Origin of the sequence: Rhizobium sp. BK399 (assembly GCF_014194695.1) — a bacterium.
Classification (GTDB): Bacteria; Pseudomonadota; Alphaproteobacteria; order Rhizobiales; family Rhizobiaceae; genus Rhizobium.
Genome location: NZ_JACIAH010000006.1, coordinates 242,862 through 268,716, shown reverse-complemented (window position 1 = coordinate 268,716; position 25,855 = coordinate 242,862). Strand labels below are relative to the sequence as shown.

The following is a 25,855-nucleotide window of genomic DNA, read 5'->3' as shown; positions in this document are numbered from 1 at the left end:
GTTACTTATCGCGTTTCTTTTGTTTCATAGGACACGCAAAGGAGCGGAATTTTGGGCGGTGTCGAGTGTACTAATCGCCTCTAGCCTTTCCATGGTGCAATGGCAGAACTTGCTTTGGGGCTTTCAGACAGAATTCTATCTCGTATTAATTGGAGCAGTATTCAGCCTAATATGTGCGCTTCGATTGTCCGAAAGCACTAAATGGCAAGGTCAGGCTCGGTGGTTCGGAGCTCTAGTTTCAGCGACTGCATTCAGCGTTTTCTCAATGGCGAGCGGGTTCGCGCTACCCATATCGATCGTTATTTTCTTCATTCTCGTCCGATACTCGCGTCGGGGCCTGCTTTTATTTTCTCTTATTGGTGTCTTGCTAATCGCAGTCGATCTCATGCTGACACGAGATCCTCCCGTTGTTGGAGACGCGGCGTTGCGGACGCCGTTGAATATGGCTGTATACTTCTTCTCAATGATGGGTGGACCATTCTCCAGCAACCTGAACAGTTCGGTCACTGCGGGAGCTGTTGCTTTCTTCATTCTCGTTGCCGCGTTCACACGTTACGCTGCCGTTCCTTGGTTGAAGGGTAAACCAGTCGATAAGGTATCGGCGGCACTTTTCGCTCTCTGCAGCTTTCTTTGTGCGTCTGCCGCTGCTGCTTCCTACGGACGAACGCCCATGGGAGTTGAGAGTGCACTCTCGTCTCGCTACAGCACGCCAATGCTTTTGCTGATCATGACGATCTCGTTGGTTCTTATTCGACAAGCAATGCTGAAGTGCCAGAAATACGAGCTACAACCGACGAAGTTTACGCTCTTACTGTTTCTGATGGTGACCTGCGTCGGTTTGACAACCTTTCGGAACAACGCGGCAGCATACTCCGGCTTCGTAAAATGGTCTACGAGGGCCGCCTATTTCGTCGCGTCTGGCGTCGATCACGAAAGTCAACTGAAATCACTTTTTCCCAATGCAGCAGCGATTCGGCCTGCTTTGGAAATGCTGCGGAACCAAAAACTCAATATATTTGCGACGTGGGGCGGGCTTCCGATGCCATCAGCAAATCAGGTATTAGAAGGAGCAAATATACCTTCAGACCAAGTATGCTCGCGGTCAGCTGTAGACTCGATAACTCAACTCTCCTTACATCAGTGGCAGGCTTCAGGGTGGGCCGCTGATGAGGAAGGGCGATCACCTGCCTGGATTTTAGCCTTTGATCAGAACGGGCGCCTGCTTGGTTTCACCAAGCCGCTAGAAGATCGCCCGGACGTTACAAAGGCAATTGGCGCGGAGGAAGGCTTTCAGGGTTTTCTCATCCCTGTAAGCGGAAGTGATTCCATGAAAAAGCCGGTTGCGTTGGTGGTGATATATGGCGACGAAAAGCCACCATGCAGAATCCGGGCTCCCTCATTTCCTGAGTGATTGCACTTGACGGTTTTATCCGATCTTGTTGTTCTTGGCACAGCACTCGTTCCGCTTAGCGAATGCCGAATGCGTTGCACCCTGGGAGGAGAAGGCGTGAGCTATGAAGCTGTTATGCAAAGGAGGCGTGAACGCCTGCTGGCAGATTGGACGCCCAAAGGAAAACGCGGCGTCGAAATTGGCCCATTAAGCCGCCCGGTAGTTCGGCGCCATGAAGCGGAGGTCTACTATGTCGATCACTGCACTACTGAGGAGCTCGTCAGAAAGTATGAGGGGCATGAACAGGTTGCGGAGATGGAGAAGATAGATTTTGTGTGGCGAGATCAAACCCTTGTGGAGATGCTTGGTGCTAAAGCTCCTCTGGATTTCATCGTCGCAGCACATGTTATTGAGCACGTCCCCGACCTTCGGGGATGGCTTGGGGAGATGCACGACGCGCTACAGATCGGCGGCCGTCTGCTTTTAATAGTACCCGACAAGCGGTTTACGTTTGACATCTTCCGACGATTAAGCCCGTTTGAAGAGGTCATTCAAGCGCATTCCGAGCGCCGCCGCCGCCCGGGACTAAGAGTTGTTATGGACCATTTCGCCAACGTGACAAGGGCGGATACATGGAAACTGTGGGATAACTATAGTTGGGCAGATCACGCGCCCTACTTCCACGACGACAGCTTTCTCCCTCACGCTATGGAGAAGTGGCAAGATGGTGAGTATGTCGACGTCCATGCTTGGGTATTTACGCCATGGCACTTCATGCATCTGATGGACCGAATGACGAGCGAAATGGGACTTAAATTCGACTTGTGCTATTTTCTGACGACACAAGACCATGATCTTGAGTTTTATGTTCAGTTGGAGCGCTCCGATCAGGTTTGCACCGATTTTGCTGTCGAAGAAGCGCGGGCACGCTCCGTATCGCCATGGCCAATAGGATCCCCTCGGGCAGTCGCCGACGGCCTGGTTAACTGCGGTGCCCTTCCGAGGGTGGGCAAACGAAATTTCGCCATCGCAGCGCTAGCCAAACTTAAGAGCAGCCTTCTTTCTAGAATAGAGCTATAATTCAGCCGCCATGGCCGAGAGCAAACCGCGTGACAAGCTGTAGCGCTTCAGGCGACGTATTTCCACAGGATGGGAACGTCGATTTCGCTATAGAGCCACCCATTCGCAAGGCTGTGGCCTGAGGGCGTGATCGCTCGTTCGACGATATTGGGTCTCACCTGCGCCGTTGGAATAATCCATTTTGAAATAGGCTGTGGCCCATTTTGACGTGCTACCCGATTTTGGGCTAGTGGGAGCTGGAATTTTCCGGGGTTTGAACCGCCCCAGGTTTTTGGACCAGCAGAGGCTGGAGTTTTCCGGCTTCATTCAGGGAGGCGGGCTGGTTGCCTCCGGAATTCATCAGCGGGATCGGCACTTTGTTGCCGATCGCCCCATGCGGCCGAACCTCATTGTCGTCTCTACGCCAGTCCTCCATCTTTTCGCGCGCATCCGCAAGGATCAGGAGCCACCGCTGGTTCAGGCATTCCGCCCGGAAGCGGCCGTTGAAGGCTTCGATGAAGGCGTTGTCCGTGGGCTTTCCCGGACGTGAGAAGTCTAGGGTCACGCCCTTGGCATAGGCCCAAAGGTCGAGATCTCGCGACACGAATTCCGTGCCCTGATCCACCCTGATCGTCCTCGGATAGGCGAGCGTCTTGCCTCGTCCATGGGAGGCGAGGGCGTCGAGAATGCGGTTGATGCCGTCCACCTGCGACTGGCTGAGAGACGTGCCGAAAACGCCAGACGTGCGACGGCGCAGGGCAACGACGCTGTCCGATCCATTGAAAGCCCCAGATTGTCGGGAAAGAACAGGCACTGGCCGAAAGGCGGATGCCTCCTTAATTGCGGCCGCAACACCATCGGTTGCGAAACATGTGACGATCGACCATAGTCGACGTGGGACCGAGGAGGAGTAAGGGATGGCGGTTATAGGCCACCTAGTACGGATTAAAGCGGCGCTGTTTCCTAAGTTGGTGCTCGACCGAACACCCCTCGATAAGCGAATTGAGGCTCTTTTGCGGGAACGGGAAGCATTGCTAAGGGAAATTGAACACCTTCGGTACCCTCAAAAACCGGCCGGCACTTACACTTTCCAAGGTTATGACATCCCGATCGATCTCATAATGATGACCGGTGGGGGGACTGAGACTTTCGATGTCATTTCAGCGGTCCACATGCACAATTTGAGGCGATGGATTGGACTGGATTCCAACCATACTCTTGTAGAAATTGGCTGTGGCATCGGGCGCGACGCAATCCCCCTAACCGAAATCCTCACTGATGGAAAATACGTCGGCATAGACATCATCGGACGTTCGATAGAGTGGTGCAAATTGCACATTTCACCCCGTCACCCGAACTTTCAATTCTACCACTTCGATGTCAAAGACCAGATCCACAACCCACCTGGCGTTACTGCGACGGCGGACATCAGGCTTCCGGTCGATGATCAATCCGTCGATCGCATCGTTCTGTTTTCTGTCTTCACACACATGCTGCGCGGCGATATCGAGCATTATCTACGAGAGTTTCGCCGTGTCCTGAGGCCAAATGGTCTTGTCTACGCCACAACATTCCTATTCGATGATGAAGTCTTGGCCAGCGCTCGCGCAACCAATCTGACGCCCCACGACCTTCGTTTCGAACATCTGGTGGAGCCCGGATGCAGGATAAATGACCTCACCCATCCTCTAAGCGCCGTTGCCTTTACTACGGAGGCTTGGGACGGGATGGTTGAGCGAAGCGGCTTGAAATATGCACAACGCGTGCTGAGAGGCAGTTGGTCGGGATTGTTCCCGGAACCAAACGACGGCCAGGACTCGCTAGTTCTCGCGCCGAACTGTTGAGAAAGAAGCACAATCAACCGCCTCCCGCGATGGAGGCTCATTGCGGCTGCCCATCGATGATTTCGCCAGCACGCTTGGCACCGAACCGCGGTTAGAAATTCTTCAAGCACACCGAAGAACTCGCTATCAGACCGTATTTCTGTCGCTGAATTCCAGATGCCGCGCATACGCGCAGGCTGAGTAGCCATGGCGTACTCGACTGCTTCCGCCTCTTCGTCTGATAGCCGAGTCAAAGCAGAATTTTGGTATTGGACGCCGGGACGCTCTTCCTGCGAGGCGGTGCCCGTCAGTGCACCCTGGGTTGCGAGCTTGCGCCACGGCGCTCAGGACCGGACAGCACTCCTATCTGGCCGGTCTCGACCCAGCCGTGGGAAACCCTTTCAGAAGTTCCCGCATGTGGCCGCAGATATGGAGGTGACCAAGCGAACCTCAGAGCTTTTCGAGCCGAGTTTTGAGGCGCTGCAGGAGTGAGAAACGAGGCGGCGGGATAGTCGCTTGGTTCTCAACATTGTCAATGATGGCGACTGATCTTTTTGACACAATCCCGTCAGCGGGGATCTGCGGCGCCCCTGGGGGCCATATCGCGCCGTTCCGAGCGTCGCTTGCTTCACCTGCCCATTCGGTTGACGGTTCATCAACCCGCTCGAGTTGAACGTAGAATTCTAGATCGTGGTCTTGCGTTGTTAGGAAGAACTTAAGGTCGAACCTGAGAGCCATTTCACTCACCATGCGGCCCATCAGGTGCATGAAATGCCACGGCGTGAATACCCATGTGTGGACATCCATGTACTGACCTTCGAGGTATTGCTTCATGGCTGACTCAAGGATTTCTGGCCCATGGTGATATTGCAGGTTGTCCGCGGTTTCGTAGTTGTCCCAAAGAGGCCAAGTCGGCGCGTCCACTATGTTGGCGAAGTGGTCCAGCATTACCCGCATTCCAGGACGACGACGTTTCTCTTGGTGTGCCTGAACGACCTCCTCCCAAGAGCTTAGACGCCGATAGATGTCGAAGGTGAACCGCTTGTCAGGTATGATAAGGAGAAGCCTGCCGCCAACCTTCAGCGCGTCGTGCATCTCCCCGAGCCACCCGCGTAGGTCGGGAACATGTTCGATTACATGGGCGGCGACGATGAAATCCAAGGGAGCGATATCGCCGAGCAGCTCCACAAGTGATTGTTCGCCCCAGACGAAATCGATTTCCTCTAGTCCACTCGTGTGCTCAGGATATCCAACATATTTTCTATTCAACTCCTCTGTCGTGCAGTGGTCAACATAATAAACCTCAGCTTCGTCCCGGCGGACAACCGGTCGGTTAAGTGGTCCCACCTCGATGCCTCGTTTACCCGCGACGGTGTAGTCGCTTAGCAGCCTAGCTTTCCGCCGCGCCAATACTTGCTGGTATTCAAAGTCCATCGGATCCCACTCTCCTGCGGAATAGCTCAATAAATCCGTTTCACAAATCGTGATCGGCTCGTCGTTTCGTTATTCCTTCCCGCATCTCGTTCTCTCCAAAATGGGGGTTTGGTCAGGTCTGCGGCGATCGGGTTACCTTTAGCTAGTCCTGTAAACCTCGTCCACATAGCCTTCTCTGACCCAGCACCGGCTCCTATCAATAAGCTCAAAGCCGCCACTCCTTCTCGCACAATTAAATACCGTGTGCGGATGGAAGCACTCATGGTTGATGCTGAGGAAATATCCTGTCGATATTCGTTTAATATGCGTCAGATATTCCAACACCAGGTTTTCTGATATTTCAGGAAAGCTGTCTTGGTTTACTGAAATCTCCACACTGCTTGACGGAACGTTGAGGATTTCCCAATAGGGTAGCAGTTTAACAGCTCCCGGACGAAGATCCTCTCCATAAAGAGAGACCTGTTCTTCGCCCAGTGCTTGTAGCAAGTAGTGGCCGGCCAAAAGACATGTGATCGGTAGGTCCAGGATCGTATAGTCCAAGACACCCAATCTGCGGGCATACATGGCGGTCAACCCCAGTCCTCCCCCGAATTCACACACTGCGGATTTGCCGGGGTTCAGACGGGAAACCTTGATGGCGCTGTAGAGGGCATTGATGTGCCTGTAATGGAAAAGTCCTTTTTGAGTGACGAGCCCTTCTGTGTGAATAATTCCGAGCGGGGGCGCAATATCGATCCTCAACTCGTCTTCTATCGCGTCAACGACGCTGTCTATGTCGGCGTAAACATTATCACCCCAAGGGCCCGACTCCGGATTTTCCGTGCGCAGCACCCCGAGAAACTCGGCGAGGCAAATCATCTTGTCGTGATATGAAAGCGCCACATGACGCGGATCCAAGTTTCGGTTGTATCCATCGACACAAGTCGTTATCCCGCCGAACCATACATAGGATTGTCCGAAATTCATAAGAAAATTGGCAAGCCTCTCCGGGTCTCGCTGGTCGATGGTTCGCATCAATTCCGGCAGTTCCTGTCGCAATAGTCCCGTCCAAAGGTCTTCCGACGTACGCTTTAAAGGCGACTGGTGTTCGTCGGCGAGTGCCTTGTGATAGGCGTCGATCAGACGTTCCGCTATCTTGATGCGGTTGGCGTCAGGCACGGCACCGTGGCTACTCAATGCGACCGAAGGAAGTGGATTGCGGATCGGATGCGCCGTGAGGCGTTCGGTCAGAAAGTCTTCGGCGGTATCGAACAAACCCGGGCTCCGAGAGCCGGCGATCAGAGCCCGAAGCCGGCCGAGCTCGATATCTCTACTTTCCAACCCAGCACTGAGCGCCCGGATGTGCCGAGCATATTTTCCGATGGCCGGAATGCGCATCATTGTCTTTTTGAGGATTGGATTCATGAGCGATGATACCTTTGATTTTACGGTTCGCAGTCCAATGGTTCGGAGTCGCCATTACCACGCGTCGCGAATTTCACAAGCTGGATCACACAGGCGCGCCCATTCGAAGGAAGCGGTCCGTCGACGCGGACCGCTCAGGAGGCACAAGCCCGGTCGGGTCACGCAAAGGCGGGCCAACATCCGGTCGATCAAGACAGCAAAGCGGATCGGACCTCTCCGATCACCGCAGAAAAAGGATCCTCCAACGACGAGAACCTCTGCATGTAAGAGGATACGGTCTGCGGTGCGGACGATACAGGCTCATATTTGTCGATCAGATCGCACAGAGTATCGGCAATATCGCGAACGGACAGAACCGGCGGCGCAACAATATTATCCGACAACCGCGCGAGCGACTTGTTTTCGTAATTATTCGTAATGGCCTTGATCCCAAACGCTGCCATCTCAAGCGGCGGATAACTTGGATGAGGCGATATCATCAACGAAATGCCGGCATAGGACTTCTGCAGCAGCTTGCCATATTCGTCTATAGACAGCTTACCGAGCGACTTGAGCCTGACATCGCGTGCGAGATCTAGACTGGCGTGCGCCTCTCCCACCGACAGCAACTGCCATTTGCTGAGGTCCCTCCTGCTCGCCGCCTCCTTCAGCGCCAACGCGACGATCTCGAAGGCATTGCGGCTGACAGTTGGACGGCCGTAGCAGAGAATGATGCGCTCTTTGGGAACATCGGAAAACGTGGCTTGATAAGGCCTCAGCTTCGAATGCAAGACCGGCTCAAATACGAACGATCTGCCGAATTTATAGCCGTTTCGAATAAAGAACTCCGACAATATCGATGTGTTGAAAACGGCAATGCAACGTTCCGCGAAATGATACGAAGATTCTGCGAGCGCATACCGGCTCGACCAAGCATAAAATCCAGGTTCGTAGTCCTGAACGATGTAGACAAAGCGATCCACATCGGCCTGACGCCAAAGCTCCTTTTTATCGCGGATGATTTTATCCAGGAGCAAAGCCGTCCACCACGACGTGGCAACAAAATAGTCATGCTCGCGAACCGCTAGCGTTTCTCCGGCACGATTGCCAGCCGGAACGACAACGCGTCCGCCCTGATCCTCATCACTCAGCGACAGGATGCGCCAGCTGCTAAAATCTGGATTGTTGTCGTGTTTGAAACGCGTTTCGTCCGTCAAAATGATGCGGACGTCCCGATCATCCCCGGCGAGCCGGCTGAAAAAATTGAGAGCCGTGGCAATTCCGCCGAAGACGTGTTGATTCGACAAAGCCGGAACAAGAAGGTTGAGGCGAGGTTTGTCGGACGAGCTCCGGCGGATATTCAGAGGAAAAATTTCCGGAATGTCGATGGACAGACCGGCACGCACTTGGGCTTCGGGTCTGGCGGCCTGATAGAGGCCGCGAAGCGAGTTATGAATTCTCGGCTGGCTGATGACCAACGCGACAAGCTTGCGAACGCCGCCGCGCATTTGCACAGCCGGCTGAAGCGCCACCTTTTTCAGCCTCCGAAGCGCCCCACGGATGGCAGGTCGACTGCGGGCCAGGGCGACAAGCTTACGAGACACGCGGCTGGCCCTCCAGGCGAACCTCGGTCGAACTTAGAGACAGGTTACGGTTGAAAAACGGGTCGGTCACATCGACGCGATAGGGCGCATACTTCGCTGCGGATTGAAGGAAGTCGACTTCCGGAACGAAAGAAGAGCGTGTCTTGGACTCGTAATGATAGAGCCTCGCTTCAGCACATAGAACATTGAAGAAACCCATTTTGTGGGCGGCAATGCATATAGCTACATCGCTGCCGCATATGATGAATTCTTCATCGAAGCCGGATAGTACCTCGTATCTCTCTCGCGAGATGGCCATGCATGCGCCGGTGACGGCCAGCACATTGCGCGTCAACATCGGCGAAACGAAACCTGTTCCCGCCGTGTGTTCCGCCCTTGCCGCCCGGTAGACGTGGTCTGCCCATCCCCCCATGCCCACGACTACGCCAGAATGCTGGATCGTCCCGTCTTCGAACTGAAGAAGGGCTCCAACGACACCCACGTCGGGCAGCAATGCATAGCCTCCGAGACGCTGGAGCCAATCCGGAGAAATGACGGCCGTATCATTGTTCAGCAAAACAAAGACGTCGCCGCTGGCATTCTGTACGCCGATATTATTCAGTCGAGACCAATTGAACTCGATATTCGCATCGACAACAAGCACGCGCCTGTCTCGCTGCTGAATTTCCTTGAAATATTGGAAAGTCTCGTCTTCCTCGGAGTTGTTATTCAGGACGATTATTTCGTAGTTTTTGTGCGTGGTCTTTGAAAGAATACTGTCCACACATTGAGAGAGAAGGTCGGTCTTATCCTTTGTCGGGATGATGATCGAGAACTTCGTATCATCACCTACGGCATGATCCAGTTTGTAGGTGAAGCCCCAGTCGTTTTTAGCAGCCTGCACTTTACGGCCCGGATAGCGCTTTTGCACGAAGCTGGACACAGCCTGCAGACCAGCATCGTCCGCATAGGACTTGCTTGCCGGCACGGCGGCTGTTGATTCTGGATGCTTGCGCCAATGGTAAAGAATTTTGTTGATATGGATGATCTGCTCCGACCTCAACCCGCTGGCGACGGACAGCCACATGTCGTAATCCTGAGATCCGTTAAGATCGACCGAAAACTTCGGCTTGGCATCACCAATCTTGAACGCCACCAGATGGCCCATGTAGGCTTGCGAACACGCCAGGTGTGGTGACCAGTCAGGCTTGAAGAAAGGCTCGCATCGCATTCCTTTCTCATCCAACTTGTCTTCATCGGAATATATCAATCCCGCGTCGGGATAGGTATTGATTGCTTGGACGATCGAGGACATAGCGTGTTCGGCTAGGACATCGTCATGGTCGAGAAGCGCAATCCAGCAGCCGGTCGCAATGTCTATGGCCGTGTTCGAGGCGACGGAAATATGACCATTCTCCGGCCGCAACACAACCTTGATACGGTCGTCCTTTTCCGCGTATTGGAGCAACAGCGATCGGACGGACGGATCGACCGATGCGTCGTCCGCAATGCAAAGTTCCCAATTGCCGTAAATCTGCTTCCGTACAGATTCAATCGCCTCTCCCAGCCATTTCACGTTGGAATTGTACGTCGGCATGACAATCGAGATCTTAGGCAGATTGGTGAATTGCTCCAGTTCCTTACGAATCTCTTCGCGGCTGCGATCGTTCGGCGTGTCATACTCCTTCACCCATTCGCTATAGGAGAGCGGAGCTATCATGTTCGGAGAAGCAAGGCGCGGCGCAGCGTTAATCTCGCCTTCCAGCCGTGCAAGCGCCGTCCTGACCGCGCGAAGCCCGCCCTGCCGATAAACCACGTTCGCGCGCCGCGCCGCGCCCAACAGGCCCATTCGGTTTCGGAACATGCTACAGCTCAGCGACATTAGACGACCAGCGAGCAATCGCCGGCGCTTCAACCAACGCAAGGGCCTTGTGATTCGCCAGCTCGTCGAAGACAACATTTCCTGGATCATGGCGTCGCGTGCCGCAATCGCGGACGTTTGTTGCGCGTGAAGCTCCTTTGCCTCATCCAGATCGCGCGTCAGCGTATCTATCCGATAGAGGTTATATTCATACACCTCGTCAGGTGCGCGCTCTAGTGTCGACCAGAAATGAGCCTGCTGAGGTGCAGTATGCGGCTTGCCTGCAAGTGTCGTGTGACCCGGAACCACAAGCTCAAGATCACCGGCACATATGCGATTTCCGAGTTGATTGTCGGAGTAGCTGCGTTTTCTGACAACGCATATCGAATTGATAAACTCTACGGAGTGGACATGCGATAGAATCTCTTCGTCGACACGGATGCCGTAATGATCGGCAATGCCTGCCACATAACCATTTCTCTTCCTGTCGACGCCCCAATGTTCATAGTTGGCGATATCGACCAGCCTTTTGAAAAAGGAAATCGAAGAAAACGGATGATAAAGACCACCCTCGAAATCCGACCAATAACTGCAGTGCAAATCCTCCACGACATAGATCCCTCCCTCCTTCAGACGGGAAAAATATCGAAAAAACGTCTTTATAATATCGCCGGACGTATGCGACCCGTCATCAACAATGACATCGAACGCATCCGATATGTTCGTAATCTCTTGGTATATATTTTCTTCCGTCGCATCGCCTATCACAAGAGAGATACGAGGATCATCGTAATTTAGAGCCCGACATGCTTCGTTTATGTCGCACCCGACGATCTTTTTCGCACTTGCGAAATACTGTCCCCAGATCTCAAGCGACCCCCCGTTCTGCACACCAATTTCAAGCAGATTGATATCCTGAAAGCGGAACTCGCCAAAAAGACGGTCGTACTCCCGCAAGTAAATCTGCCACTTATCAGAAAGCTTCCCTTGGTGTGTCGAATACAATTCTTCAAGTGGATTCATGCGACGATACTCAATTTAACATCTTCGAATTCGGCCCCGACGAGGCCGTATCGAATCTTGCTGTTGCTGACATTGATGACCATGGCATCGTGAAGCCAGTGATGCTGTATGTTGTCGTGAGCATCGCCGTCGGCCAACGATGCCGTTAGGACATATTGTCCATTTGGTAGCATAGGAAGCTTAAACACAAAACCCGCCTCGAACCGCTCTCCCGCGTCAATCGACCTTGGGTTGAGCTGCGAAAAGACTCCCGTGTTTTCGCCGAACAGATCCTGCCCGAGCCTGTCGCGGACGAGAAACCCCATAATCGGCTGCTTGAGCGGTTTGTGAGCCACTGCCCGTATGGCCACTTTCACGCGCTCCCCACCTCGAAATACGCCTATGTCTTCGGCGTCCGCACGCGCCACTTTGACATCAAGAATCTCTGCGGCGCCACTCTTCCAACCGTTCGCGTCGTTGAGGTTCGGATGGACCTGATACCGACTGCCGTAGTCCAAGGCGAGGGCAGCTTCGCTTTCTATGAGATCGGTTTCCTTAGCGGTTTCGCGCGCCTGCTCGTTGATGCTCTGTAGCTTCGCATCCTCACCATAAATCTCTTGCAATGTGTATTGAAGATAGGATTCAGCCACGGTTTTTGCCTCGCCGATTTCAGAAATCTCGCCGTTGCGAAGCCAGACGGCCTTCTGACAGAGATTCACTACCGAATTGATGTCGTGACTGACGAAGAGGAGCGTTCCGGTCTCCTTGAATCGCCGGATGAAACGCATGCATCTTTGCGTGAAGACTGCGTCCCCCACGGCCAGCGCCTCATCGACCACCAAAATGTCGGCATCGACATGGGCGATCACGGCGAAGGCGAGACGAACATACATGCCGCTCGAATAGGTTTTGACGGGCTGGTCGAGATGCTCCCCAATGTCGGCAAACGCAGCAATCTCGTCAAATCTCGCCTGGGTTTCCGCGCGCGAGAGTCCATAAAGAGAAGCCGCCATATAAACATTTTCACGACCAGTAAATTCGGGATTGAACCCCGCTCCGAGCTCCAATAGCGCCGCAACCCTTCCAGTTACGTTCACGTTACCCCTCGATGGATTGAGCGTACCGCAGACAAGTTGAAGTAACGTCGATTTGCCAGAGCCATTCCTACCAATGATGCCGACGGTCTCGCCTTTTCTGACCGTTAGGGAAACGTTCTTGAGGGCCCAGAATTCCTGATGAAACGCCTTCCGGCCCAATGTCAGCATCTGGAAGAGACGATCTTGCGGCTTGGCATACATTTGGAAGCATTTTCCCAATCCCTGGATATCAATCACCGCATCAGATGACATCCGCGAAGCCCTTTCTTGTTTTCTGGAACCAGCCGAAACCGAGAAGCGCAACCGCAATACTTGCGATGAGATAGAGCAAGTAGCCACGCGGATCAGGAACGGTCCCCCAGTGTAATATATCACGCATCTGCTCGATGGCAGGCGCCAACGGGTTGAGCGCAAGAAATGCCCTGTATTGCTCAGGAAGGGCCTCGATAGGGAAAAAGATAGGAGATAGAAACATGAGCACTGTCGTGGCTACCGCGGTAAGCTGGGCAATGTCACGCAAAAAGACGCCAAGAGAAGACAGGAACCAGCTGACTCCTAAGATCATCAATCCAATTGGCAATAATGCCATCGGAAATAGCAAAACCGTAAAAGGGGGCGGACCTACAGCAAGTATTCTAAAGACTACCCAAACAGCGATGCCCACGAGGGCGTGGAACATCGCCGAAAAAACATTGACCCAAGCCAAGATCTCAAGTGGGAATATGACCTTTTTCACGTAGTTGGCGTTCGCCAAAACCAGTCCTGGCGCTTTATTAAAGCACTCCGCGAAAAAATTGAATACGATTAGGCCCGCAAATAGCACAAGAGCAAATTCCGACTTTGATCCACTTCCGCCGCTCCAGCGAGCTTTAAACACGACGCTGAATACAAAAGAATATATGACCAGCATAAGTATTGGATTAAAGAACGACCACAAAATGCCAAAGGCCGAACCACGATATCGGCCGACAACTTCCCGCTTTGTCAAATTCCAAATCAATGCCTTATGTCGCCATACGCTCGCGATGCATTCGCGAGGGCTCGCAGAAAAGCGCTGCATCAGTAGCTACCTTCCGCATCAGCAATTCGTGCGCTTCGGCTCGTCGCGTGGGGCGTAGGGCAATTACAAAGGCAATTCATGGACAAAACCCGGAACAGAGCTCGGTAGTTCGGCTCTTGAGGTTAGATGTATAGAGGGCGCGAATGTTGACGATCTCTCGGTCGAGGCCCTTCAAGTGAAACGGACGTATTTCAGATACACGCCAGCGAGTCAAATTCCGATCGGATGGACATATCGACGCCGGCTGCCGAGGCGTCGCGACACAGTCTTTTGCGATTGAATTCGGCTCGATGCACCTGAACCCTTCGGGTGTGCGCCGCAAGCGCCGATGGTCGCGGGAGGCACTCCCCATGGAAGCCGACACGGTCCGCGCTTATTCAAGCAAGCTTACCAGTCAGCTCTTGTCGTTTTCGCTCCTGAGCATCTGCATTGCCTGCGTTTAAATCACTTTTTCCCCATACGACTTTTATAGCCATCTCGTAGTCCTGCGATCATCGACCGACAATTTTCACGGCGCGGCGAAACGAAAAGACTAAATAGAACCAGGCGGCGAACAATCCGAAGGAAAAGAGCCATCTTCCACTGTGGGGTTATATGATTTTGGCGGCAAAGCCACAGGGCGTTTCGGATTTGGTAATATTGCCGTGTTGGGCCATGTACTGGAATGCGGCGAGCGCCAATGGCGAGAGAGAAGTCACCAACGGAATGCTGCATGTGCGCTTCGCACACGCCAAAAGAGCTATAGCCGAGCTGATGAGCACGTAACCCCCACTCAATGTCGACATAGTCAATGAAAAGCGACTCTGTCATCGGCCCCACGGTGTCCAGCACCGACATTGGAATAAGGCACCCGGATGCAATAAGAAAATCTACCTTCACCACAGCATCTGTTCCGCCGCAGTCCAGTCGCTTCAGGCGAATTCCCTCCAATCTTACAAAGGGAGAAACATTCACCGGCGCTGTATCGGAGTAACGAGGGCCAACGCAAGCTGGTCGTTCGCCATGATTTTCGAGGCGCCTTAACGCCTCGAATAAAACAGTCACCATGTTGGGCGCAGGATTACTATCCTGATCGAGGAGCAACACATAATTGCACCCCATGGAGCGCGCTCTCTCTATGCCCTCGTTCTGAGCGCGAGCGATCCCATGGTTGTCGTCGAGCCGGATGACTTCCAAGGAAGGATGCGGCTGGGGAAGGCTTTTTTCCGAGCTCGAGTTATTATCTATGATCAGGAGGTGTTCGACCTGTTGCGTGATTGTAGACACCAGCCGAGCCAGCACTTCTCCGTTCGGATTGAAAGTCACAATGATGGCGCAGATCCGTTGCGCGGCCTTGTCATTCATTTGCATTCCATAAGCGTGTTAAATTAAGTGGAGAGACAAGCTAGGACCCAGTCACAAGGTCGCAGGCCAAGGTCGATTGCCATCCAAAATTCCAAAACTGCGGCGACGTGCCGCAGTGATGTTTGGCAATCGTCGCGGAAGATTGTCGAAGATATGTCAGAGGGTGATGGAGCTGACAAGGGCTTGCCGCCGCTGCCACCAGATTGACTGTCCACGGCGTACCGGCTGATCGAGTGTCACTTGTTAGGGGCTGCGCTGTATTCCGCGATCATGCTTCCCACGCCCCCCGATCTGGTTCCGCAGTACGAGATAGGCTCGGCACAAAAATCCCACCCCTCATTCATAGACGCGGATGGCCGCAGCCCGTCGACCCGAGGAATATCACCGTATCGCCATGAGCGGTTCCGCGGCAAGTCGGTCGCGGCTCAAAACAACCTCAGCCCATGCGACGCATAAAATTTGAGCGCCGAGCGAGCGAATTGCCAAATATGCCAAGCGCCCTTTCTGCTCGCATTTCCGCCCCCGTGCACAATTCTAACCGCCGGCACATATGCGATCCGCGTAATGGCGGAAGCGCGCAGCGACATGTCAAAGTCTTCAAAATACAACATGTATCTCGGATCGAAGCCGTTCAGCGTACGAAATACGTCTCCCCGGAAAAGCATGAAGCATCCGCTCACAATGGGTGGATTCCACACAGTTTGATCGCCAATCTGGTCGCACATCTCGTAGCGATCTAAGCGCTTGTGGAATAGCCGCCGGATAAAGTTGGGCGCAAAACCTCTGAGGACTAGATCGAGTACAGCAGGGTACCTCTTGCAGAGATATTGACGACTGCCATCAGATGAAAATGCCGCAGGGGTCAGCAGGCCACAAGCGGGGTTGGACCTCATGAAATATATCGCACGCTGAAGTGCATCAGGATCCATCTCGACATCCGGATTGAGCACGAGATGCAAGGAGCGGCTCCCTTTTAGGGCAAAATTGTTGGCTCTGCCGAAGCCGATGTTTCCATGTCCAGAAATGACCGTCACCGGAAAATCCGGCATAGCGGAATGAATCCAAGTCGACACATCGTCGACAGCGGAGTTATCCACGATGAGTACATCGGCTCCGATGGCCCCGACGTCCAATGCGGCTTTGAGGCTACTCAAAGTCGCCTTCAGGGCAGACCAATTTGGTTTGTATGTTACAATGCAGACGGAAAGAAGTGTGGGTTCTGTAGGCAGCTGACAGATCTCGCTCACCTTGTTTTCTTCCCGTCTGGTTTTTTTATGCTCTGCGCCATATCAACGCCAGGTGCCATTGTCCGACTGAATACACCATCTGGGTATTGTAACTAACAATCGGTCGTTGATTTGAGTGGACAGAAAGGGTCTCGCATGTGATTTCGCCAGGTTATCATCTCGCCTCGGTAGCATATTGACCCCGATCCTGAAACCAAGCCGCTGCTGGAAATTTGAGACGTCGCTGAGCGGCTAGGGACTGATTAGTTTGGGTTGAAAGGTGATGCATCGTTTCCGATTGGAGACCGCGATGAATGAGCGCTCGACTGGGTGAGCCTTGGCTCGGATCGAGCTGAGGCTCGCGTCATGGGGCAGGTCAAGGACGTCTGTCGCCATATCTGCAACGCGGTCGGCCGGTCGCTCTGACCATAAAATCGGCCCTCCTTTCGAACGGGCTGGGGCGCTTCAGAATTCCAGGTCGTGCTTGGTCTTTGAGAGCTTCATCAAGTACTGGCCATAGGCGCTCTTGCCGAGTTCGGTTGCCAACCGCTGCAGTTGTGCTTCGCCGATATAGCCCATGCGATAGGCTACTTCTTCCGGGCAGGCGATCTTGAAGCCCTGCCGCTTTTCCAGCGTTGCAACGAAGTCGGCAGCCTCCAAAAGGCTGTCCGGCGTGCCGGTATCGAGCCAGGCATAGCCGCGACCCATTAATTCAACCTCTAGTTGAAAGCGCTCGAGATATACGCGGTTGACGTCAGTGATCTCCAGTTCACCGCGCGGCGACGGCTTCAGGTTGGCGGCAATCTCGATGACCTGCTCATCGTAGAAATAAAGGCCGGTGACCGCCCAGTTGCTCTTCGGCTTAGCCGGCTTTTCCTCGATGGACAGCGCTCTCAAGCTGCCGTCGAACTCAACGACACCGTAGCGTTCTGGATCGCTGACGTGGTAAGCGAAGACGCGCGCGCCCTTAACCGTGGACGCGCCGGAGTGCAGCAGCTGCGGTAGGCCATGACCGTAATAGATGTTGTCGCCGAGGATCAGCGCGGAGGGGTTCGATCCCACGAAATCGGCGCCTATGATGAAGGCCTGCGCCAGACCGTCCGGGCTCGGCTGCACCGCGTATTCGATGGAAATGCCCCATTGGCTACCGTCACCGAGCAGATGCTTGAAGGCCTCGTTGTCATGCGGCGTGGTGATGATCAGGATCTCCTTGATCCCCGCCAGCATCAGCGTGGTCAGTGGATAATAGATCATCGGCTTGTCGTAGACCGGCATGAGTTGCTTGGAGACGGCTTTGGTGATCGGGTAAAGGCGCGTGCCCGAACCGCCAGCGAGAATAATACCCTTCATGCGTTTTCCTTCCGTGTGTGGGGAGCCCGAAAGCGCCGATCCTTAGGGCAGACGGTCTAGTACGACCTTTGTGGACTCCTTCCAATCGGGCAGGACGATTCCGTAGGCCTGTTTCAATTTGTCGTTCGAAAGCCGCGAGTTGGCCGGGCGTTTCGCCGTTGTCGGATAGTCCGCTGTCGTGATGCGGCCGACGGATACCAGCTTGCCGCTTCTGGTTTGCAGACCAGCAAAGATCGCCTCGGCAAAATCCGCCCAGGTCGCCTCGCCGCTGCCGGTCAGATGGAAAACGCCACGCAGTTTCATATCGGGATCTGCAGAAAGGCGTTTTGCTATGGCAATGACCGCATCGGCGATGTCAAACGCACTGGTCGGCGTGCCATGCTGGTCAGCGACCACGTTCACCGCATCGCGGGTCTCGGCCAGCCGCAGCATGGTCTTCACAAAATTGGCGCCGAAGGGCGAATAGACCCAGGCAGTGCGCAAAATCGCATGGTTGGGATTGGTAGCAGCGACGCCTACCTCGCCCGCCAATTTCGAGCGGCCATAGACCGAAACCGGACCGGTCGCATCCGTCTCGACGTAGACGCCCTGCTTGTCGCCAGGAAATACATAGTCGGTCGACAGGTGTACGATCGGAACACCGAGCTCCTTTGCCACTTCCGCTATCGCCGTCGGCCCTTCGGCATTGACGACGAAGGCTAGGGCCTCTTCGCTTTCGGCCTTATCGACCGCCGTGTATGCGGCAGCGGATACGATCGCATCCGGCTCAATCTCTGAAAGGACCGCGCGGATCGACGCCCGATCGGTGAGATCGAATTCCGGACGGCCAACGGCGACGATCTCGACACAGGCTGCGGGACCGCGCTCCAGAAGGGCCGAGACGACCTGGCCCTGTTTTCCCGTCACGGCAATACGCATGGCTCAGCCCCTCTTCAGAACGCCTAGACGCTCTCCGGAATAGACGCCCTGACGCAGTGGTTGCCACCACCATTCATTCTCCAGGTACCAGCGCACCGTCCGCTCGATGCCGCTGTCAAAATTTTCCTGTGCCTTCCAGCCCAGCTCCGTCTCCAGCTTCGTGGCATCGATGGCATAGCGCGCATCATGGCCGGGCCGGTCGGTAACGAAGGTGATCAGATCGGTATGCGGCTTTGCCTGCGGGCGCAGCTCATCCATCAGCGCGCAGATACGGCGCACGACATCGATATTACGGCGCTCGTTGCGGCCGCCGACATTGTACTTTTCACCGAGACGGCCACGCGACGCGATCAGGTCGAGCGCGCGCGCATGGTCCTCGACATAAAGCCAGTCGCGGATGTTGACGCCCTGGCCGTAGACCGGCAGCGGCTTGCCGCCCATGGCGTTAAGGATGATCAACGGGATCAGCTTTTCGGGGAAGTGATAGGGCCCGTAGTTGTTCGAGCAGTTTGAGACCACGACCGGGAGCCCGTAAGTGCGATGCCAGGCAATCGCCAGATGGTCGCTCGCCGCTTTCGAAGCCGAATAGGGCGAGGACGGATCGTAAGCCGTGACCTCCTCGAAAAGGCCCTCGTCCCCGAGCGAACCATAAACCTCGTCCGTAGAGACATGCAGGAAGCGGAATGCGTCTCTCCGAGCTGGCGACAGGTCGTTCCAATAGTGACGGGCCGCTTCCAGCAGAGAGAACGTGCCCATGACATTGGTCTGCACGAAATCGCCGGCGCCGCTGATCGAGCGATCGACATGGCTTTCGGCGGCCAGATGCATGATCCGGTCCGGCTCGAACGTGGTCATTGCCTCCGACATCTTCGGCAGATCACAGATATCGGCCTGCAGGAAACGGTAGTTCGGTGCGCCTTCGATCTCCTTCAGCGAGGCGAGATTGCCGGCATAGGTCAGCTTGTCGACGTTCAGCACTTCCGCACCGACGCTTTTGACCAGATGCCGCACGAGGGCCGAGCCGATAAAGCCTGCTCCGCCGGTAACGAGAATACGCATTGTCTACTCCGCTTTTCAGCCACAAGGCCGATGGTCAGTATGTGAAGGATGGCGGCAAGTCAGCCAACTTCGGCTGAACCTTATCCTTGTCCGACAGGACCGCATTGTCGAGTGGCAGCGGCCATTCGATGCCGATTGCAGGGTCGTTCCACAGTAGGCCGCGGTCGCTCGCGGCGCTATAGGGCGCCGTCACCTTGTAGGAGATGATGCAGTCCGGCACGAGCGTGGCAAAGCCATGGGCGAAACCTGCCGGTATCCATAACTGCTCGCCGTTTTCCATGGACAGCTCGGTGCCATACCACTTGCCGTAGGTAGGCGAACCTACGCGGATATCGACAGCGACGTCGAAAATCCTGCCGGCGATGCAGCGCACCAGCTTGCCCTGGGCAAACGGATCAAGCTGGAAATGCAGGCCGCGCACCGTGCCGACCGTCGCCGACAGGGATTCATTCTCCTGCACGAACGCAACGCCCGCGACATTCTCGCGGAACCAGCCGTCCTTGAACACTTCTGAAAAGTATCCGCGATGATCGCCTAGTCTTGTTGGAATGATCTTGGCCAAACCAGCCAGCGGCAAAATCTCGATCTTCATCCTGCACCTGTCAGCGTCTTGAGATCCCCTTCTAGTTTGCTCGCCTCAGTTTGCAAGAGGCATCTCCTGAACGCCCAAAGTTGTCGGGTTTGCATTGCGCCTGCCGGCAACTATCCGTTTTAGAAAATGAGCCGCGCGAAGGAGTGATCGTCGCCGATCCGATTCACCTCGTCCGAGAGGGCCGGCGTTCTGCGGGATCAGCACGATGCCCTAGCTATCTCGATACCAGCCAGTTGGCCTCGTCTGAACTGGTGAAGCCGTAATGCCGGCGAACCAGATACGCAGGACGCTGCTTCGATTCCATATAGATGCGACCGATGTACTCGCCTAGGATTCCCAATCCGATCAACTGGAGGCTGCCCATGAACAGAATGGCGACGAGCAGCGAGGCGTAACCGGGCACATCCACGCCATAGATGAGCGTCTTGAAGATGATGTAGAGCGCGTAGAGCAAGGTGGCCAGCGTCCCGACACTTCCCACCCACGCCATCAGCCTGAGTGGCACGGTGCTGAAACTTGTGATGCCTTCCAGCGCGAAGTTCCAGAGCTTCCAGGCGGAGAACTTGGTCTCGCCTGTCTGGCGCGCAGCGCGCTTGTAGTCGATCACGGCGGTCCTGAATCCGACCCAGGCGAACAAACCCTTCATGAAGCGCTGCCGCTCCGGGAGACGTTTGATCGCAGCCACGACCGCGCTGTCCATCAAGCGGAAATCACCGACATTCTCGGGTATCTTCGTGTCGGACATCCGGTTGTGAAACCGATAGAACATTCCCGCGGTCTTCCGCTTCACGTACGTGTCCATGGTGCGGTCCGCACGCCTCGCCAGCACGACCTCGTAGCCCTCTTCCCATTTTTCGATCATCTTCAAGATGAGTTCTGGAGGATCCTGAAGATCTGCATCAAAAGGAATGGCCGCGTCGCCGTTCGAGAAATCAATGGCGGCAGTCAACGCAGCCTCTTTTCCAAAGTTTCGGGAGAGCTCGATGACCCGAAAGCGATTGTCTTCCTGCGACAACGCGATCAATTGTTCCAACGTATCGTCCTGGCTCCCGTCATCCACGCAAATGACTTCAAAGTCGTATGCCGGGGCTTTCGCCATGACGCCAGCGATTGCATTCCGAAATCGATCGATACCATCCGCTTCGTTATAGAACGGGACAATGATGGATACGCATTTTTTTCTATTCACAATTCCCTCCAATTAAACCTCCCGCGTACGCATCACAGCCAGCGGCGCGTTTGTGCCCCTGAAGCGGCAAACGGCCGGTCGACAACCACCAAACAAAGCGATACGGAGGACTTATGAAGATCAGCAACAATCGGCCACATTCTATATTTCTTGCATGCTTTTTTGTTCTCATATGGTTGGCGACCTATAGCGTTGCCGTCATGAATGGTGACGATGTAGTTCACTATGCGTCGTCGCTGCAGAGCTCAATGCTTCCGAAATTCAGCGGCGGATGGACTCCAAATAGAGTCTTTGACAACTACGGAAGAAGCATCTTCGCCTCGACATTCAATTTTCTGTTCTTTGCCGCGAACGGAGTTTCAAAGGTTAGCTTCTTTAGCTTCTACAAGCTTTTCTCAGCAAGCGCCTTTGCACTCTTCTCCACCGGAGTGCTTGCTTATTTCCTTCGATCATTGCCTGTCGAGCCGAGAAACAAGGTTTTTTCATTTGTCTTTTCGCTGATCATTGCAGTTTGCATTTTCAAATTATTACCTTGGAAAAACCAAGTACATTTTATCTGCTACCAGCTGCCGGCATTCTTGACGTTCGCCCTGCTCGGGATGACAGCAGGCATCAAGGATGACGGGGCGAGCATCGAGAAAACTTCGTGCCTGTTGTTGCTGTCCTATGTCTGCTCGTTCTCGCTCGAAGCATTTTCCGCGACAATTCTCATATTCAACGCAATGCTGGTCGGGTTGCATTTGCACAAGAACGGATGGCAGGTGCCTGCGGTCATGTCGCAGGTCAAAATTGGATCGCGATCGATGATCGTGATGACCAACATACTCTTCAGCTTGCTCGCTCTTCTCGTCACGATCTTCTTTTCCGAAAGAGCAAGGATGGCAACCGGTGCCGAGCCGGGCGAAGTGTTCACGTTCGGTCCCGCTTCCAAGCTGGCACCGGTTGGGTTGGCACTTTTTCTTATTGGCGGGAGTGCCATTGCATTGTGGCATGGGAGAAAAAAGCCGGAAGATGCCGAGCATCGGAGCAGCGTGCTTTTTTGCATTCAGACGGCTCTGGTCGTGCTCGCGGTGACGTTTCTGATCTCTCTGAAGACACGGGTGAACTATCTGGCGATAACAGAATATCCCTGGGGCGACCTCATGCTGGTAGGGAAAATAGCTGTCCTGTATTTATTTGCACTCGTCGTTTCGCGTGTCGCCTCCAAGCACCGCGCAGTTCAACCTATCCTGACGTTACTTCTCGTCGTCTTGTTTTCCAAGTTACAGCAAGGCTCATTTCAGGAGATCGAAAAAGGGAATGCGTTTTCACGGCAGGTCGAGGTCGTCTATGCGAGGGCTATGCTGGGCGATAACGCCACGCTCAAGACAGGGCTCCAGCTGGACGCAATTCCGATGCAGATCAGACCGCTTCCAACAGCTTCATCGCCGGAGTGGTTCATCAAAGGCTATGAAACGGTGTTCAAGAAATACTATGGGGTGAAGTCGCCGATGTTCGAGTAGATGCCGCTCGGCCGGTGACCGAGCCGACAGTGTAGGGCGACGGCTCGCGATGGTGTGCCGCAGCGCTCGCGCCGTTCTGGTGGTCATGGTCTGGCCGCGAAGGATCACAAGGTCGAGTGGCACTACATCGCGCCGGGAAGGCCCATGCAGAACGGATATGTCGAGTCCTTCGGTAATCCCCCGTTTTCAACGGGGCTCTCGGCCCTGCGCGCAGCGCCCTGAACTTTCGTTCTTTCACAACGTCCATCTCCCCGCAAAGGCGTTTGGCCTCTCTGGGATCTTTCGTTCGGAGGGAAACAGAGTAGCGCTCTTTGCCGATATTAGCGATCAGATCCTTGGGACGCGCTTCACGTAGCAGTAGACGCCGTTCGGGCCTTGGTAGGATTCGTCATCAAATGCACCATGTATGTCACCCGTGTACATGACTAGGGTCTCAGACAGCCCTTGATATCACTTAGGTTTTTGAAACATAGGGGAAAGAATGGTGGGCGATGAGAGACTCGAACTCCCGACATCCTCGGTGTAAACGAGGCGCTCTACCAACTGAGCTAATCGCCCTCGCGAAATCGGTCCGGTTTGGTCCGCCGCGTCGGTGGCCGTGATTTATGCGGATCGCGGGGAAACCGCAAGAGCGTTTGCGAAGATTTTTTTATTTTTTCGGAAGGGCTTTGCAGGCCTCGAACCACTAGGGCCAACCAACCAGAGGCGATGCGCGGTGGCAAATGGCAAATGTCTGCCACCGCGCACTACGTGTGACTATTTCTTGTCCAGCGCCATCTGCAGGATCTTACGAACCATATCCTGCGTATCCAGGTCGACCCGCTCGGCAAGATCGCTTATGTCGCGGGCGCCCGGGTTCCGCTGCTTGTCACGCATCTTGCGGAACAGCTCCTGTTTCACGTGAGGCTCGACATCACCATAGTACTTCGACGTCGTGCTCACCTGCTCATGACCGAGGTTCTGGCTGAGCGCCTTCATATCCCGCAAAGAAGAGGCCCACTCATCACAGAGCTTCGCGACTGTGGAGCGGATCGCATGGGGCTTGAAGTAGGGAACACCCGCGGCAGCGGCCGCCTTCCGTAAGACCTGGCGCACAGGGGCAGCCGTGGTCAGGAACTCAAGCTCGATGCTGTGCCGGCCGATCCACGGCTTGAATGGTGTCGTAGGAAAGAGAGGGGCATCTTCTCCGGCGCCCATTGCCTTCAACTCCGCGATCCAGTCGATGACAATACGTTCGATAGCGTCTCCTATCGGAAACCAGTCGACGATGCTCGTCTTGCTGAACTTCGTCTTCACCTCGCGCGCGTCCTGGAACACCTGCTTGCGGTCGATGTCGACATGCTTCAGGCGCAGCGAGATCAACGCCCCATCACGGACACCAAACAGGAAAAGGGCCGCCAGCATAGCGCGGTCCCTCCGCTGGGCCGGCAAATTTGCCGGCATCTCCCCAAGCATCAACCGCAGCTGCTCTGCACTCGGGACGAACTTCTGCGCCGCGGCTCCAGCGAGCTCGACCAAATGCCGCGGCGAGTTGAAGTGGTTGTAGAGCTGGGCGCTGATCGCCCTCCTGTAGCCGTTCTGACCAGAAAGCCAGGTGAAGAAGGCTTTCAGGTTCCCGAACGTATGTACGATGGTCGAGGCGGACAACCCCTCCTTGCCGGCTTTGTCTGCCCGGCTGATAAGCTCATCCTTGAAATCCTCGACCATCTTGCGCGTCACTGACCGGAAGTCGACGGATCCGGTGTGCGCCTCAAACTGCCAGATATGGCGCAGGATGTCGTTGACGGTCTTCGGGTGGAAGCCTTTGCCGTGCCTCAGTTCGCCCTGATAGAGGTAGACGATTGAGGCATTATTCTCGATAGATGCAGTCATTTTAAATCTCTAAATTTGATGCGATCGCTTGAGATCGCATGGGTTTGCATTACCAAAGGCGAACCTTCGGTTCGGGACAGGATTTCCGGCTGGCGGCGCTCCATGAGCTTGGTGATGGTCTGGTTGCGGCAACGGCCCCGGAGGCGGGACCGCCGGATTTGCACAAACCTCGATTGGACCGAGGGAACATATTAGTCGGGAGTCTTGCTTCCGGGATCGGTTTCGCGAAGCCTCTGGAGCGTATCCAATTCTTCCCTACAGACGAACCTGTTGGCCCTCACTCCGGTATCCGGGCAGATTTTGGAAACGCGGAAAATCCCGTCAGTGCGACCGGGAGAAACCGAGACATCTCCCTCAAGCAGTGAATGAGAGCGCTTGCAGCCGAAGCAGTTGACCAAGAACCGGCCGAGTGGCTCTCCGGCAGCCTTCAGCCGCCGTCGACTGTGGAAGGCGTTAAGGTCCGAGCCGCGAAACAGACGCGACCCGGCATCAATGAAGGGAAGACCGTCGGCAATCCAGTTGGTCAGGGTATTGCGTGAGATCTCATAAAGCTTGATGACATCATCACTTGAGTAGAGCTGGTGAAGGTTAGCCTTCCTATCGCTCTGGAGATTTCGACGTTTCTTGCGGAGAGCGCTGGCGACGGTCACCGGCTGACCTCCTGGCGTGAAACCTCGAAGGCCAAGATGTCGCTCATGCGCCAACGGGTGGAGCCATTGAGGATCTTGATCGGTTTCGGGAAATCCGGGTTATGCTTGGTATGGCGCCAGACGGTCTGGATACTGATGGCATAGCGGGATGCCACATTCTGAACCGAGAGATACCGCTCTTCAGCCTGGGGCTTGGCATGCGCAGAACCCTCGCCCTTGCGCCGGAGGCCAACATTTGCAGCAGCCCGGGGCTTTGCGCAGGGTATAGCGTCGGAAGTGGCCACAGAAAAAGTTGCTTCGGGCGAAGCAGTGGCGTGAATCGCTAAATCGCTTTCTGGAGTAGCTTCAATTTTGTCGGGGGAGGAAAACAGGCCCAACTGCGAATTGGTAGGCATAGGCGTCCCTTTGTTAGGACACCGCACCTCTTGCGCAGTGATTCGTTGGTGTTAATGAATCTCAAA

20 protein-coding genes, 1 tRNA gene and 2 pseudogenes are annotated in these 25,855 nt (G+C 54.7%); 5 read left to right on the top strand and 18 right to left on the bottom strand.

Annotated features, from left to right (window positions below; genetic code table 11):
- The first annotated feature begins 58 nt into the window (after positions 1–58).
- Both FHT97_RS15565 and FHT97_RS15560 read left to right on the top strand, forming a co-directional pair.
- Positions 59–1,411 (top strand): hypothetical protein, encoded by a 1,353-nt coding sequence (locus tag FHT97_RS15565; protein ID WP_183863403.1) that lies wholly within the window; start codon positions 59–61, stop codon positions 1,409–1,411.
- Between the two features lie 96 nt (positions 1,412–1,507).
- Positions 1,508–2,470: a methyltransferase domain-containing protein gene (locus FHT97_RS15560; protein ID WP_183863401.1), complete on the top strand. Its 963-nt coding sequence runs from the start codon at positions 1,508–1,510 to the stop codon at positions 2,468–2,470.
- 306 nt (positions 2,471–2,776) lie between these two features.
- Here FHT97_RS15560 and FHT97_RS31565 read toward each other — a convergent pair.
- Positions 2,777–3,263, bottom strand: a pseudogene (locus FHT97_RS31565) (integrase core domain-containing protein).
- A gap of 103 nt (positions 3,264–3,366) precedes the next feature.
- Here FHT97_RS31565 and FHT97_RS15550 point away from each other — a divergent pair.
- Positions 3,367–4,293, top strand: coding sequence for a class I SAM-dependent methyltransferase (locus FHT97_RS15550; protein ID WP_183863399.1), 927 nt, complete (start codon positions 3,367–3,369; stop codon positions 4,291–4,293).
- A gap of 429 nt (positions 4,294–4,722) precedes the next feature.
- Here FHT97_RS15550 and FHT97_RS15545 read toward each other — a convergent pair whose 3' ends face one another.
- From FHT97_RS15545 to FHT97_RS15485, 13 genes are all read right to left on the bottom strand, one after another.
- Complete coding sequence (locus FHT97_RS15545) at positions 4,723–5,706, bottom strand: methyltransferase domain-containing protein (RefSeq protein ID WP_183863397.1); 984 nt, start codon at positions 5,704–5,706, stop codon at positions 4,723–4,725.
- Between the two features lie 138 nt (positions 5,707–5,844).
- Positions 5,845–7,110, bottom strand: a complete 1,266-nt coding sequence (locus tag FHT97_RS15540; RefSeq protein ID WP_183863395.1) for a putative sugar O-methyltransferase — start codon at positions 7,108–7,110, stop codon at positions 5,845–5,847.
- Positions 7,111–7,298: 188 nt separating this feature from the next.
- Positions 7,299–8,621: a glycosyltransferase gene (locus FHT97_RS15535; protein WP_183863393.1), complete on the bottom strand. Its 1,323-nt coding sequence runs from the start codon at positions 8,619–8,621 to the stop codon at positions 7,299–7,301.
- Positions 8,622–8,682: 61 nt separating this feature from the next.
- Positions 8,683–11,556, bottom strand: a complete 2,874-nt coding sequence (locus FHT97_RS15530) for a glycosyltransferase (protein WP_183863391.1) — start codon at positions 11,554–11,556, stop codon at positions 8,683–8,685.
- Positions 11,553–12,884, bottom strand: coding sequence for an ABC transporter ATP-binding protein (locus tag FHT97_RS15525; RefSeq protein ID WP_183863389.1), 1,332 nt, complete (start codon positions 12,882–12,884; stop codon positions 11,553–11,555). The genes FHT97_RS15530 and FHT97_RS15525 overlap by 4 nt, the downstream gene beginning before the upstream one ends.
- Positions 12,874–13,692 (bottom strand): ABC transporter permease, encoded by an 819-nt coding sequence (locus tag FHT97_RS15520; RefSeq protein WP_183863387.1) that lies wholly within the window; start codon positions 13,690–13,692, stop codon positions 12,874–12,876. The genes FHT97_RS15525 and FHT97_RS15520 overlap by 11 nt, the downstream gene beginning before the upstream one ends.
- A gap of 444 nt (positions 13,693–14,136) precedes the next feature.
- The gene (locus tag FHT97_RS15515; RefSeq protein WP_246712645.1) at positions 14,137–15,036 is read right to left on the bottom strand and encodes a glycosyltransferase family 2 protein; all 900 of its coding nucleotides are present in this window, start codon (positions 15,034–15,036) and stop codon (positions 14,137–14,139) included.
- A 425-nt stretch (positions 15,037–15,461) separates the two neighbouring features.
- Positions 15,462–16,283 carry a glycosyltransferase gene (locus tag FHT97_RS15510; RefSeq protein ID WP_348649621.1) on the bottom strand — a complete coding sequence of 274 codons (822 nt, stop codon included), beginning with the start codon at positions 16,281–16,283 and terminating at the stop codon, positions 15,462–15,464.
- A 444-nt stretch (positions 16,284–16,727) separates the two neighbouring features.
- Positions 16,728–17,612, bottom strand: a complete 885-nt coding sequence (rfbA, locus tag FHT97_RS15505) for a glucose-1-phosphate thymidylyltransferase RfbA (RefSeq protein ID WP_183863383.1) — start codon at positions 17,610–17,612, stop codon at positions 16,728–16,730.
- 42 nt (positions 17,613–17,654) lie between these two features.
- Complete coding sequence (rfbD, locus tag FHT97_RS15500) at positions 17,655–18,530, bottom strand: dTDP-4-dehydrorhamnose reductase (RefSeq protein ID WP_183863381.1); 876 nt, start codon at positions 18,528–18,530, stop codon at positions 17,655–17,657.
- Between the two features lie 3 nt (positions 18,531–18,533).
- Complete coding sequence (rfbB, locus tag FHT97_RS15495) at positions 18,534–19,589, bottom strand: dTDP-glucose 4,6-dehydratase (protein WP_183863379.1); 1,056 nt, start codon at positions 19,587–19,589, stop codon at positions 18,534–18,536.
- Positions 19,590–19,623: 34 nt separating this feature from the next.
- Positions 19,624–20,181, bottom strand: a complete 558-nt coding sequence (rfbC, locus tag FHT97_RS15490; RefSeq protein ID WP_183863377.1) for a dTDP-4-dehydrorhamnose 3,5-epimerase — start codon at positions 20,179–20,181, stop codon at positions 19,624–19,626.
- 214 nt (positions 20,182–20,395) lie between these two features.
- Positions 20,396–21,370, bottom strand: a complete 975-nt coding sequence (locus FHT97_RS15485; protein WP_183863375.1) for a glycosyltransferase family 2 protein — start codon at positions 21,368–21,370, stop codon at positions 20,396–20,398.
- A gap of 113 nt (positions 21,371–21,483) precedes the next feature.
- Here FHT97_RS15485 and FHT97_RS15480 point away from each other — a divergent pair, with 113 nt between their 5' ends.
- Positions 21,484–22,872, top strand: coding sequence for a hypothetical protein (locus FHT97_RS15480; protein WP_183863373.1), 1,389 nt, complete (start codon positions 21,484–21,486; stop codon positions 22,870–22,872).
- Between the two features lie 96 nt (positions 22,873–22,968).
- Positions 22,969–23,043: pseudogene (locus FHT97_RS15475) on the top strand (integrase core domain-containing protein); the annotation flags it as partial.
- 311 nt (positions 23,044–23,354) lie between these two features.
- Here the strand turns inward: FHT97_RS15475 and FHT97_RS15470 are convergent.
- The 4 genes from FHT97_RS15470 to FHT97_RS30670 all read right to left on the bottom strand — a co-directional run bounded on the left by FHT97_RS15470 (position 23,355) and on the right by FHT97_RS30670 (position 25,789).
- Positions 23,355–23,430: transfer RNA gene (locus FHT97_RS15470), tRNA-Val, on the bottom strand.
- A 198-nt stretch (positions 23,431–23,628) separates the two neighbouring features.
- Positions 23,629–24,744, bottom strand: a complete 1,116-nt coding sequence (locus FHT97_RS15465; protein ID WP_183863371.1) for a site-specific integrase — start codon at positions 24,742–24,744, stop codon at positions 23,629–23,631.
- A gap of 191 nt (positions 24,745–24,935) precedes the next feature.
- Positions 24,936–25,394, bottom strand: coding sequence for a helix-turn-helix domain-containing protein (locus FHT97_RS15460; protein WP_183863369.1), 459 nt, complete (start codon positions 25,392–25,394; stop codon positions 24,936–24,938).
- Positions 25,391–25,789: a hypothetical protein gene (locus FHT97_RS30670; RefSeq protein WP_210296712.1), complete on the bottom strand. Its 399-nt coding sequence runs from the start codon at positions 25,787–25,789 to the stop codon at positions 25,391–25,393. The genes FHT97_RS15460 and FHT97_RS30670 overlap by 4 nt, the downstream gene beginning before the upstream one ends.
- Between the last annotated feature and the right edge of the window lie 66 nt (positions 25,790–25,855).